The organism is Burkholderia mycopellens (genome assembly GCF_964265025.1).
In the GTDB taxonomy this organism is placed as follows: Bacteria; Pseudomonadota; Gammaproteobacteria; order Burkholderiales; family Burkholderiaceae; genus Burkholderia.
Genome location: NZ_OZ183803.1, coordinates 1,474,567 through 1,486,799, shown reverse-complemented (window position 1 = coordinate 1,486,799; position 12,233 = coordinate 1,474,567). Strand labels below are relative to the sequence as shown.

The 12,233-nt window shown below is 64.8% G+C and carries 13 protein-coding genes; 2 read left to right on the top strand and 11 right to left on the bottom strand.

Annotated features, from left to right (window positions below; genetic code table 11):
* Positions 1-8: 8 nt before the first annotated feature.
* The 7 genes from ACPTTC_RS24935 to ACPTTC_RS24905 are packed head-to-tail and all read right to left on the bottom strand — an operon-like array spanning position 9 to position 6,637.
* Complete coding sequence (locus ACPTTC_RS24935; RefSeq protein ID WP_423394342.1) at positions 9-1,178, bottom strand: acyl-CoA dehydrogenase family protein; 1,170 nt, start codon at positions 1,176-1,178, stop codon at positions 9-11.
* Positions 1,175-1,984: an enoyl-CoA hydratase family protein gene (locus ACPTTC_RS24930; protein WP_423394341.1), complete on the bottom strand. Its 810-nt coding sequence runs from the start codon at positions 1,982-1,984 to the stop codon at positions 1,175-1,177. Before ACPTTC_RS24930 ends, ACPTTC_RS24935 begins: the two co-directional genes overlap by 4 nt.
* 25 nt (positions 1,985-2,009) lie before the next feature.
* Complete coding sequence (locus ACPTTC_RS24925) at positions 2,010-3,098, bottom strand: NAD(P)H-dependent flavin oxidoreductase (protein ID WP_423394340.1); 1,089 nt, start codon at positions 3,096-3,098, stop codon at positions 2,010-2,012.
* On the bottom strand, positions 3,095-4,021 hold the full coding sequence (locus ACPTTC_RS24920) for an enoyl-CoA hydratase (protein WP_423394339.1): 927 nt from the start codon (positions 4,019-4,021) through the stop codon (positions 3,095-3,097). Before ACPTTC_RS24920 ends, ACPTTC_RS24925 begins: the two co-directional genes overlap by 4 nt.
* 8 nt (positions 4,022-4,029) lie before the next feature.
* A complete protein-coding gene (locus ACPTTC_RS24915; protein WP_423394338.1) occupies positions 4,030-4,827 on the bottom strand; it encodes a CoA-transferase subunit beta in 798 nt (265 codons plus the stop codon).
* A 10-nt stretch (positions 4,828-4,837) separates the two neighbouring features.
* Positions 4,838-5,731 carry a CoA transferase subunit A gene (locus ACPTTC_RS24910; RefSeq protein ID WP_423394337.1) on the bottom strand — a complete coding sequence of 298 codons (894 nt, stop codon included), beginning with the start codon at positions 5,729-5,731 and terminating at the stop codon, positions 4,838-4,840.
* Positions 5,732-5,740: 9 nt separating this feature from the next.
* Positions 5,741-6,637 (bottom strand): VOC family protein, encoded by an 897-nt coding sequence (locus ACPTTC_RS24905; RefSeq protein WP_423394336.1) that lies wholly within the window; start codon positions 6,635-6,637, stop codon positions 5,741-5,743.
* 763 nt (positions 6,638-7,400) lie between these two features.
* On the opposite strand from ACPTTC_RS24905, the gene ACPTTC_RS24900 reads away from it, so the two are divergent.
* A complete protein-coding gene (locus tag ACPTTC_RS24900) occupies positions 7,401-8,624 on the top strand; it encodes a trypsin-like serine peptidase (RefSeq protein WP_423395711.1) in 1,224 nt (407 codons plus the stop codon).
* Between the two features lie 133 nt (positions 8,625-8,757).
* Here the strand turns inward: ACPTTC_RS24900 and ACPTTC_RS24895 are convergent, their stop codons facing one another.
* The 4 genes from ACPTTC_RS24895 to ACPTTC_RS24880 all read right to left on the bottom strand — a co-directional run bounded on the left by ACPTTC_RS24895 (position 8,758) and on the right by ACPTTC_RS24880 (position 11,051).
* Entirely contained in the window at positions 8,758-9,228 is a 471-nt protein-coding gene (locus ACPTTC_RS24895; protein WP_423394335.1) for a type II toxin-antitoxin system VapC family toxin, read from the bottom strand.
* Positions 9,161-9,397 carry a FitA-like ribbon-helix-helix domain-containing protein gene (locus ACPTTC_RS24890; protein WP_014899176.1) on the bottom strand — a complete coding sequence of 79 codons (237 nt, stop codon included), beginning with the start codon at positions 9,395-9,397 and terminating at the stop codon, positions 9,161-9,163. Before ACPTTC_RS24890 ends, ACPTTC_RS24895 begins: the two co-directional genes overlap by 68 nt.
* Before the next feature lie 389 nt (positions 9,398-9,786).
* A complete protein-coding gene (locus tag ACPTTC_RS24885; protein ID WP_226197601.1) occupies positions 9,787-10,440 on the bottom strand; it encodes a hypothetical protein in 654 nt (217 codons plus the stop codon).
* Positions 10,441-10,787: 347 nt separating this feature from the next.
* On the bottom strand, positions 10,788-11,051 hold the full coding sequence (locus ACPTTC_RS24880) for a hypothetical protein (protein WP_423394334.1): 264 nt from the start codon (positions 11,049-11,051) through the stop codon (positions 10,788-10,790).
* A gap of 407 nt (positions 11,052-11,458) precedes the next feature.
* Between ACPTTC_RS24880 and ACPTTC_RS24875 the strand changes: the two genes are divergently transcribed.
* Positions 11,459-12,184, top strand: coding sequence for a lysozyme inhibitor LprI family protein (locus ACPTTC_RS24875; RefSeq protein WP_423394333.1), 726 nt, complete (start codon positions 11,459-11,461; stop codon positions 12,182-12,184).
* The last annotated feature ends 49 nt before the right edge of the window (positions 12,185-12,233 follow it).

Sequence of the window (12,233 nt, the reverse complement as noted above, 5' to 3'; positions counted from 1 at the left end):
CGGTGCGCTCAGGCGCGCGGCATGCCGAGCATCCGTTCGGCGACGATGTTGCGCTGGATCTCGTTGGTGCCCGCGTAGATCGTGCCGGCCTGCGCGAACAGGAAACCGTCGAGCCAGTGGCCGAGCGCCGCGTGCTGCGCGGCCGTCTGCGGGACGACCTCGCCGTGCGCACCGAGGATGTCGAGCGCGGTCTGGTGCATGCGCAGGTCGAGCTCCGACCAGAACACCTTGTTGGTGCTCGACTCCGCGCCGATATGGCCGCCCTTCAGCAGCCGGCTTGCGGTCGCGTAGGTCGACAGCGCATACGCCTGCGCATCCATCCACGCCTGCACCACCCGCTCGCGCAGCGTCGGATCGCGGTCGGCGCTGTCGCGGTGGGCGAGATACAGGTCGCGCAGCGCCTGTGCGGTGCGCTGGAACCGTGCCGGCGAACGCAGCATCAGCCCGCGCTCGAACCCGGCCGTCGCCATCGCAACCTGCCAGCCCGCGCCTTCGGCCGCGAGCCGGTTCTCGACCGGCACGCGCACGTCGTCGAAGAAGATTTCCGCGAAACCCGTCTGCCCGTTGAGCTGGCGGATCGGCCGCACCGTGATGCCCGGCGCGGACAGCGGCACCATCAGGAACGTGAGCCCGTGGTGACGCGACGATTCCGGGTCGCTGCGGAACAGGCCGAACAGCCAGTCGGCCCACACCGCGCGGGTCGACCAGATCTTCTGGCCGTTCAGCACGTATTCGTCGCCGATGCGGGCGGCCGTCGCGCGGATCGCGGCCATGTCCGAGCCCGCGTTCGGCTCCGACCAACCCTGCGCCCACACGTGCTCGCCGGCCGCCATCGCGGGCAGGAAGCGCGCCTTCTGCTCCGCCGTGCCGAAATCCATCAGCGTCGGGCCGAGCAGGAAGATGCCGTTCTGGTTCACGCGCATCGGTGCGTCGGCACGCCAGTACTCTTCCTCGAAGATCAGCCACTCGATCAAGTCGCAGCCGCGCCCCCCGAGTTCGCGCGGCCACGTGACCATGCTCCAGCGGCCCGAGTGCAGCGTGCGCTCCCATTCGCGGTGCGCGGCGAAGCCTTCCTCCGTGTCGAAGCTCGGCAGCCGCTCGCGCGGCACGTGCGCGGCGAGCCATTCGCGGATCTCCGCGCGGAACGCCTGTTGCTGCGGCGTATAGGCCAGGTTCATGCGCGTGCCTCTCCGGCGGTTGCCTGCGCGTCGAAACGCGCATCGCGCTTCTCGACGAACGCGGCGCGCGCCTCCGTCGAATCGTTCGTCAGGTACGCCTGCAGCGTGAAGCCCTGCTCCCAGCGGTACTTGTCCTCGAGATCGCCGTCCTCGACGCCGTTCAGCGCCTCCTTCGCGAGCCGCACCATCGCCGGACTCTTCTCCGCGATCTTGCGGGCGATCGCGAGCGCCGCGTCGCGCAGCATGTCGCGCGTCACGACCTGCTCGACCGCGCCGAGCCGGTACGCTTCGGCCGCATCGATCAGGTCGCCGGTGAAGTACATCGCACGCACCTTCTGCACGCCGAACAGCCGCTGCAGATGCGCGCCGCCGCCCATCGCGCCCCGGTCGATCTCGGGCACGCCGAAGCGTGCGCAGTCGGCCGCGACGACGATATCCGCCGCGCCGCAGATGCCGATCCCACCACCGAGCACGAAGCCGTGCACGGCCGCGATCACCGGTTTCGGGTTGCGGTGCACCGCGCGAAACGTCTCGTAGTTGCCGGCGTTGACCGCCACGATTCGCTCCGGATGCGCGGCCAGTTCCTTGATGTCGACGCCCGCGCAGAAGCCGCTGCCTTCGCCGCGCACGACGATCACGCGCACGTCGTCGTCCTCGCCGAGCGCGTCGAGCGCGCGGGACAGCGCATGCCAGCCCTGCGCGTCGAGGGCGTTCACGGGCGGATGGGCGATTACCAGTTCGGCGATGCCGTCGGCCCGATCGATCCGGAACGGCGTCGCGCCGGCCGGTGGGTTGGATGCTGTCATCTCCTCTGCCTCTCTGTGATGGTGTTCACGCGGCCTGTGCCGCCGGCGCGGCGCGCAGCGCGGCCAGTGCGTCGAGCCGCTCGCCGGCTTCCGCGACGATCCGCGCGATCAATGCGTCGCACGATTCGATCGCGCCGATCATCGCGGCCGCCTGGCCGCTCGGCAGCACGCCTTCATCCGGATGGCCGTCGACGATCGCGCGCTGGATCAGGAACGGCGCATTCGCGGCCATCAGCGTCTGGCTCGCGGTGTAGTTGTGCGAGCGCAGCGCCTTGATTGCCAGGCCGAGCATGTCGCTCGTGCGCAGCCCGTTCTGGCGTCGCCATGCTTCGGCGGTCTTCAGCGCGAACAGCGTGCGGCGCAGCGGGCCGAAACGTTCGAGCTTCAGCAGATACGGGTTGTCGATCATCCGTTGCGGCAATCCGTCGAGTGCCTCCGACACGCGAATGCGCGCCGGGTCGCCGACCGCGACGTAGCGCTCGAGCGTCTCGCGCGGCACCGGCGATTCGGTGCTCATCAGGAAGCGCGTGCCCATTGCGATGCCGGCCGCGCCATACGCGAGCGCGGCGGCCAGCCCGCGCCCGTCGAAGAACCCGCCGGCCGCGACCACCGGCACGCGCACCGCGTCGAGCACCTTCGGCAGCAGCAGCGTGGTCGGCACCGAGCCCGTATGGCCGCCGCCTTCCGCGCCCTGCACGGTGACGATGTCCGCGCCGAGTTCGACGGCCTTCGCCGCATGCTTCGGCGCGCCGACGGTCGGCATGCAGACGATGCCCGCATCCTTGAAGCGGCGGATCGTCTTCGCGTCGGGCCCGCGGCCGTAGCTGACCGCGCGCAGCCGGTGCTTGATCGCCAGTTCGACGACCTGTTGCGCGTTCTTCTGGAACATATGGAAATTGATGCCGAACGGCTGGCCGGTCAGCGACTTCACTTTCAGGATCTCGGCCTCGACCTGCCCGGGTTCGAGCGTCGCGCCGGCCAGGAAGCCGAAGCCGCCCGCGTTGCAGGTGGCCGCGACGAGCCGCGCATCGGCCACCCAGCCCATCGCGGTCTGCACGATCGGATAGCGGCAGCCGAGCAGGTCGCACAACGGCGTATGCAGCGTCGTGCTCATGCGGCGGCTCCGTTGACGACGTCCGGCGCGGGCGCGTGCGCGTCGCTACGGTCCGCGCCGTTCGGCTGGCGCTGCGAGCGGGCCATGCTGCGCGCGTCGTAGCCGCCGAGGCGGTCGCCGCTCACCAGCTCGTTGTGCGCATGCGCGAAGTGATGCCACGCGAACGCCGCGTCCATCGCCGCGCGCTTGCCTTGCAGTTCCTCGACGTGATTCAGCGCCTGCTTGGTCAGCGCGAGCCCGAGGCGCGGCATCGTCGAGATCCTCGCGGCGATCGCGTAGGTCGCGTCGCGCAACCGCTCGCGCGGCACCACGCGGTTGACCATCCCCATCTGGTACGCGCGCTCGGCCGGCATCCGCTCGCCGAGGAACAGGAATTCCTTCGCGATGCGCGGGTTCAGCTCGTACGCATGCGCGAAATACTCGACGCCCGGAATCCCCATCCGCACGACCGGATCGGCGAAGCACGCATCCTCGGACGCGACGATCAGGTCGCACACCCACGCGAGCATCAGCCCGCCCGCGATGCATGCGCCCTGCACCATCGCGATCGTCGGCTTCGGCAGGTCTCGCCAGCGCCGGCACATCCCGAGGTACACCTCCTGCTCGCGGGCATAGAGGAATTCGCCGCCGTCCTTGTCGACGTGGTCGTACCACAGCGATGCGCGGTCGAACGACTCGTGGATGTCGCGGCCCGGCGTGCCGATGTCGTGGCCCGCCGAGAAATGCTTGCCGGCGCCCGCGAGTACGATCGCCTTCACCGCATCGTCGTGCGCCGCACGCCGGAACGCCGCGTCGAGCGCGTACGTCATCTTCGAGTTCTGCGCGTTGTGATACTCGGGACGGTTCATCGTGATCGTCGCGATGCCACCGTCGACCGCGTAGTCGACGACACCGTCGCCGAAGCTCACCTGGGTCGCTTCCATGTCGGACCTCATCCCCGGCGCGGCGCCGGATTGTTGCGCACGATCGTCGCGCGCAGGTTGTGCGGATCGAGCGCGCGCACGATGCGCAGGTCTTCCGCGTTCGGCGGGGCCGTCGTGTCGATATCGGGTGCGGCGATCAGCGGAAAGCCGGTCGCGTCCTGCACCTCGTCGAAGCTCACGCCCGGATGCAGCGAGCGCACGCGGATCGCGTGGTCCGGCCCGCCGAAATCCATCACGCACAGGTCGGTGACGATGCTGCGCAGGTCGACGAAGGTCTTCATCCCGGGCAGCCGGCGCGCCGGGTTGTAGCCGACCGTGCACACCATGTCGACTTCGTGTTCGACGAACGTGCGCCTGCCGTGGCCGCTGACGAAGAACGAGTTCGCATGATTCGTCGTGTTGCCGGGAAAGCCGCGTGCGCCGAGCAGCTGGGTTTTCGGGCGCGCGTAGTCGTCGCCGAGCCACGAGATGTTGGCCTGGCCGAAACGGTCGATCTGCGTCGGCATCACGAGCGCGTGGCGGCGGCCGTGCCACAGGCAGTCGAACACGCGCTCGTAGGTCATCCAGCCGCTCGCCTTCACGCGATAGCCATCGGGGCGCGGGCCGAGCGGCACCGGCTCCTCGACGAGATACGCTTCGCCGTCGGTCAGCATCAGCCCGTCGTTGTACGCGAGCCGCGCGAGGCCGGCCGCGAGCCGCGGGCCCGTGCCGATGCCGGTCGCCAGCACTTCGCCGTCGTCGCGCCAGAGTCGCGCGGACGCGACGATCATCAGTTCCGCGAGGGAATGGTCGAGAGATTCGCTCACAGGCGCTCCTTTACAGAATCGGCAACGGCAGCGTCGTCACGTGCGACAGGCCGCCGACGCCTTCGAGGTACCGGCGTTCGTCCTGGCCGACCACGTCGCGCAGGTACGCCGCCGTTGTCGCGTCGTCTTCCGCGCTGGCGCAGTACGCGCGCAGGTGCGGCAGGTCCCAGCCGTAGGCCGGACCGCACGACGTCGGATGCGCGCCGCCCGGCGCGTGCACCACGCCCGTGACGAGCGAGCGCTCGAACGGGTTACGCTTCGCGGCGTCGAGGTCTTCCGTCGCAATCGACGAATCGACCCGTTCCGCCGACACGTAGCAGCGCTGCGCGGCCCGCGTCATCCACGCGTCGAAGAACGGATCGGGGCCGTCGATGCGCGTGTTGCCCATCCGGTCGGCCGCGTTCACGTGCAGCAGCGCGACGTCGAGTTCGATCGCGGGCATCGCGAGCAGCGTCTCGCCATCGTCGTACGGCGACTGCACCGTGCGCAGTTGCGGCGCGTGATCGAGCAGCGCGGTGCCGAGCCCGGCACGGGTCGGCAGGAACGGCAGGCGTGCGGCGGCCGCGCGCAGGCCGAGCTGCAGCATCCCTTCGTCGAGTTCGAGCACATCGACGCGGCCGTGCTCACGGGCGCGGCGGAAATGCGGTTCGAGCGGAATCACGTCGAGCGACACGAAGCCGAACACCACCTTGCGCACCTTGTCCGCCGCGCACAGCAGCCCGACATCGGCGCCGCCGTACGCGACGATCGTCAGGTCCTTCAGGTTCGAGCGCGCGATTTCGCGCACCAGCGCCATCGGCTTGCGCCGCGGCCCCCATCCGCCGATGCCGATCGTCATGCCGTCGGCGAGTTGCGCGACCACGTCGCGCGCGGACATCGTCTTGTCGAGAGGTTTCATCGTCATCGTGCTGGCTTACCGGTATCCGATGCTGAAATCGTGGCCCCACTGGCTCACCTTAGTGGCCTCGAACACCGCGTGTTTCGACCAGTCGACCGTGAGACCGCCGAAGCCGTATTCGAGATCGAAGCCGCCGGGCGTCTTCATGTAGAAAGAGATCATCTGGTCGTTGCAGTGACGGCCGAGCGTCGCGGACATCTTCACGTCGTGCGTGGCCACGCGATCGAGCGCGCGCCCCACTTCGTCCATCGAGTCGACTTCGGCCATCACGTGCACGCAGCCCGACGGCACGGCCATCTCGAACAGCGCGAGGCTGTGATGGCGCGCGTTGCGGCAGTGCATGAAGTGAATGCGTTTCTCGGGTTCGGCCGGATCGGGCGTGAACTTCACGCGATAGATGTCGGACAGCTCGAAGCCGAGCACGCCGCGCACGAACGCGTCGGTCGCGTCGAACTGCGGCGCGGGCAGCACCGCGTGGCCGAGCCCCATGTCGCCGGTGACGAAGTGCGAGACGCCCAGCGGCGACACGAAGCGGCGGAAGTCGCAGCGCGCCCCCCAGTACAGCTCGTGGCGGTTGCCGGACGGGTCGGTGCACCACGCCATCGCCTGCGCGCGGCGCAGCGCGGCTTCGGCGGGCGTCGCGCGGATCGGCTCGACGCCCGCGCGCTGCAGCGCAGCAAGCGCGGCGTCGAACGCCGCGCCGTCGGGCAGTTCCCAGCCCGACGCGAAATAGCGGTCGGTCGAGCCGGGAACGATCACGTAGCGGAAATCGCGCTCGTCCATCTTCAGGTACAGCGCGCCGTCGGGCGCGTCGAGCGCCTGCATGCCCAGCACGTCTTCCGCGTAGCGGCGCCACGCATCGACACGCGTCGCCTCGACGACGACGTAGCCAAGCGCACGGACATCGATCATGTCGGCCTCCTCCTGGTTCAGAATCCGTTGTTCGTGAAAGGATTCTGGCCGGTCGGGGGGGGTGTCACATCGTCTGTTGGGACGAGAGGCGGGGGGGAAATGGACGGGGCGGAACGGCCGCGACGGGGGTGCGGCGGGCGTTGGGTCAGCCGGGGGTTCGGCAGGTTCGTGTGCCGGCATGCGGGCATCGGCTGGACACGCAACCGACGAAGGCAAAAAAAGCGGCTGTCCGGTCCGGACACATCGGCTTCTCGCCACCGTTCCGGTGAATTCGCGTGCGGTTTTCGAACCGATTCCCTCGATTGAATCTTGCGGTGCGTATTTGAAACAATGAAAGTTTTAATTTGATTAATTACTCCGCATTTATTCGCAAAATACTTTACCCATTCGGCAATCGCCCCCCCTGAAATCAATCTATTTTCATTCAAATTACAAAAAATAATAACTCAAATTAAATAACATTATAACGGTCGAGTGATTTTTACGGTGTAGATTTGATATGCCATCCATTTAAACCGGGCAAGACTGGAATTACATAGACCGCATTTTTCCGAATCCGAACGATCTCACCGAATATGGCCCCAAGCAATTAAATTGGCGCACGATTTGCATTTCGATCGACGGAAGTCATTGAACGGCCAATCAAAACAAGACCCCATCCACTCCACCCGCCAGGGTGTTCGGCAACAACAAAGAGCGTTCATTGGAAGCATTTTCCACGCAACGTCCTCGCAATGCATTTAATTCGCCCGGCATAATTTTCATGCAATCTGAGGGGCACCTCAATGTTCGACCGATATTTCGAATCTCAGGGAACGACTCGCAAGTTCGAAAGGAGATTCAAATGAGCAAATTGATCAATAAAATCGCTGTTGCTGCGTTCGGTTCGTTGATCGCAACCAGCGCGCTGGCCCAGCAGATCAGAACACAGGGAAGCGTGACGCAAATCACGTTACCCGAGCGCGGTCTGCAAATTGCCGCAATCGATTTCAAGCACGCGCTGCCGATGCCGATGCCAAGGCCGCTCGTTGCGCCGCCTGCCATGCTGGATTCACTGATGTACAACGCCAGGCCAGTGCTGGGCGTGCCGGGCCATGCGCCAGGCGGCGCCGGAGACGGCGTGCAAAGGCCGGTGCAACTGGTCGCGCCAGTCGATTTGAGTCAGTCCGGGGTCCAACCGCAGGAATACGGATCGTCGAATCAGCCATATACCACTAGCCAGGTGAATGCGAACGGCGACAATACGCAGTATTACTATCCGTTCCGTGCAGCCGGCAAGCTGTTCTTCAACATCGGCTCCGCGACCTACCTGTGCTCTGCCTCCCTGATCAAACCGGGCGTGGTCGTCACGGCCGCGCACTGCGTCGCGAATTTCGGCCAGCGGCAGTTCTACTCGAACTGGGTATTCGTTCCGGCCTACAGTAACGGAACCGCACCCTACGGTACGTGGAACGGGGCATCCGCCACCGTCATGACGTCCTATTACGACGGCACCGATCCATGCGCTGCCGCCGGCGTCATCTGCCAGGACGACATGGCCGTGATCGTGCTGTCGCCGCAAGCCGGATCGTATGCGGGCAATCGCGCCGGATGGTATGGCTATGGATGGAACGGCTATAGCTACACGCCGTCAGGGCTCGCGCTGATCGACCAGCTCGGCTACCCGGTGGCCTTGGATAGCGGCGTCTACATGGAGCGAAACGAATCGCAAGGTTTCGTGTCCGCCAGCAACTCGAACAACACGATCATCGGATCGCTGATGACCGGGGGTTCGAGCGGCGGCCCGTGGCTCGTCAATCTTGGCATGCCGCCGACACTCAACGGCACGGCCTTCGGCAACGCAGCCTCGCACAATACCGTGGTCGGCGTGACGAGCTGGGGTTATACGAACTCCGCGGTGAAGCAGCAAGGCGCGTCGCCGTTCACGAGCAGCAACATCGTGACGCTCGTGAATACCGTATGCGGCAGCACGCCGGCAGCGTGTTGAGGGCAGCCTGACGTAACGCGTCGCGCGTGGCATTGCGCTCGTCGTGCCGATTCGGCACCGCCGGCCGACGCTTCACGCGACGCACCCTCTGCGGTGCCCTGGGCCAACCCGCGCTTCGATCGAACGCGCGACGCTAGTCGAACGGATTCACCAGCCGGACCCCCGTCTTCGCGAAATCGCCGACGTTGCGGGTGACGACCGTCAGGTCGTTGATCAGCGCCGTTGCGGCAATCAGCTTGTCCAGCGCGTGCTCCGGATGCGGAACACGCAGGTGGCCCCACAACTGGCCGACATCGATGTCGATCGGCAGGATGTTGGGCGCATAGTCGGACATGAGCGCGGCCAGCCAGGCATCGAGTATCGACGCCTGCCGCGTATCGCCGCGGCGGCGGATCATCTCGACACCGCGGCGTAGTTCGGAAACCGTCACGACGGACAGGTAGAGACTGCTGCCGTCGTTTCCGGCTTCACGGAAGAACGCGCGCACCCCGCTGTTCGCGCGCTTTCCCTTTCTGATTTCGCTGATGACGTTCGTATCAATCAAAAACACGCCTGACCTCGCCGGAATCCTGAACACGTTGGAAATCCGCGTCTTCGCCAACATCGGGCATGCTCATCAGCACTTGCGCAAATGTCCTTCGCTTCGGCCGGCCGAGCGCATCGGCCAGAATGGCTCGATGTTCGGCCTCGGCACTCCTGCCATTTGCCGCAGCCTGCTCGCGCAGGCTCTGAACGATACTGTCATCCACGTTACGCACCAGAAGATTTGCCATAGGTCCCTCCATCCAGGTTGCTATCAATGATAGCGTCATGACGGTGAATTGCAAGCATCGTCATGAATGGATGGAAGACGGGGTTGGCGTCGGCCAACGGCAGCAGCCAGCATGAATCCACCCGACTTCCGCCGTTCGCCCGACACGTCGAACTGCTGTCCGCAAGGTAAGCCAGATCGGAACGACGTAAAAGACGGCCGAACGGCTATTCGCAGACAGGCGGCACGCGTGGACTCGCGCAGGGTGGCGTCATTCACCGCTGCCGGGTCGATCGCGCAACGCAGCCCCCATCCGTCGACGCATTCGGGATCGCAGGCAACCGATGTCAAACCCTGATAGGCAAATATCGGCACTCCCCCGGCCCGCACGCACAACGGCAACCCGACCACTCAGAACCGATACGAAATCCCGATCTGCAACACCGGGTACCACCGATAGCGCGACATCACCTGCCGCAGTTCGTCGAGCCCGCTCGCGACGAGGATCTGGCTCTTCGCCGGCCCGGCCGCGGCCGCGAGTTCCGGCGACAGCGTGTACGAACATTTCGGTATCCCGTACGCCACGCCGAGGTCGGCGACGAATCCGAGCCCCTTCGACGCCGGCCGATGCCCGTAGCCGATCCCGACATACGGCATCACGGCCGGATAGCGCGCTTCCGCCACCGCGTACATCCCCGGCATCGCCGGATAGCGCTTGCCGCCGAACACGTAAGTCCCATTGGTCGGCACCGATACGCCGCGCAGTTCGTCGTCGTTGAAACGCAGGCCGAGCGTCGCCCGGAAGCCGCTGCCGCGCCACGGAAAGATGTCCGCGTACAGGCCGCCCTGGCGCAGTTTCAGGTCATCCTGATAGCGATTGCCGGCCACCGTGAAGTCATGCGAAAGATCGATCGCATTGAAGTCCGCATGCGCACCCAGCATCGAATTGAAGCTCACGGCCGCGCCGATGCCGACGCCCTGCGTGCCACCCTGCAGGTAGATCTCCTGCGCGTGCGCGCTCGCGGCGCACATCACCGCCACCGCTGCCCATTGGTTCACCGTCATTTTCACGGGCGCCTCCCCCGACTTGTGCCGGGCGCGCCTCGCCAACGCATGCGGCCTGCGCCGCGCTGCGTGATGCGAACCCCGACACGACACCTTGCAAGCACGCTTGCTGTTCGACGGATCGGGAACGCGTTGCCCCGTGCGCATGGCCGATACAGCATGTGCCGCAACACACGGCGCCCGCGGCCCGATCCGATTCCCCGTTTCTATCGATGTCGTTGCATGCCGCAGATGCGTTCATCGTTGTTGCGACATTCGTTTGCGCCAGCGGCACCGGGTCAACCGCAAAGCGCGTGCCATGCGGCGCAAACCGAAGCGGGAAAAGCGTGACCGCAAAACACGGACGTTCACGCAGGCTGTAATCGGAGGAAATGTTTCAGGAACGCATCCTTATTCGGCAGACGATGCCGGGCGACGCGATCCGACGTGTCGTGCGTCGATACCCCAACGCGTGCCGAACGAGGCGGGATAGCCGTCAGCGCGCGGGAGTCGTCGTGAACGTTGGGCGCATGCGGCGCAATGCATTGAAGAATGCGTTGCAGGGATGTGACCTCGCGCCGGTCGAGCGCGACGCCGATACGCAATTGCGCGCGGTGATTCAGGGTGAACACGGATGCCGGCGCGTGCTTTTCATTTGAATGCGACCACGACGCTCCAACTTATTGGCTTTCTAGATCACCATCCGAACGAATCAGCTTGGTACAATCCATCGACCAGGACGAAGCCGATTTATAAATCAATCCGGCCACCGGAAAATTGCAGACGAGGCATTGCACCTCGAACATCCGCGCCAACCATCGGCAATTTACAAGACCAATCGACTAGCGGGGGAACTGTGAAACACATCGCAATTCTTGTGTTGGTTGCAGCCACTGTTGCGGGTTGCAACTCGAAACAATCCGACAACAACACTCAGTCGTCAGCGACGAGTCCCGCCACGCCAAGCGATACTTCCGCCCCACCGCAACCGCCTCAAGTGGTGGCGCCTGCACCCCCGCCTCCCTCCCACAACTACGCAATGAGCCAGGATGGCACGTATGGTTACGAGCCTGCGCTGAGTGAAGATGACGTGAGAGCAGGAAAAGCGACGAAGGCGCTTGTCATGATGCGCTACGTTGGCATTAGGGACGGCAGCTATATTCTGCTCCTGGTCGATGAAGACAATCCGAATATTTCGAATCGCATTACTTGTTCGGCCCCGTGCAATTTCGCCAAGTCGCAAACCATGGCCGGCGATTCGGTTCTAAAAACCGAAACCATACGGGTTGTACCTAATTCCCTGATCGGCGCGATGATCGAAGACGCGATGTCGGGGCAATTGACACCCTATGGTCAACACACGGCGACGTTGAGCCAATCTCAACCGTCAGCGACCACGGCACTCTCGACACAATCGAATTTGCCAGTTGCTCAGCCGGTGGCAAATCAATCCGCAAGCGACGCTGCAGCCTCCCCGCTGCAACAAACCAGCTTCGACTGTGCCAAAGCCAAGTCCATTCCGGAATTTCTGATCTGCCACGATTCGGATCTTGCGGCTTCAGACCGCGATCTTGCCGCGACATACCAACAAGCGAAAGATGCTGTCGTCGACAAGGCTGCCTTTGTTGAACGAACACGCAAACAATGGAATTTTCGCGAGAAGAATTGTCGCGACAAGGCGTGTCTGACATCGTGGTACGCGTACCAGAAGCGCGTTCTGACGAAGATCGCCCAAACCGGGGATGTCAACGTTCAAGACAACTGACTCGGCTCAAGCGACGCTGAAGCCTGCTCGTCCGGGCAGGCTTCCTGGC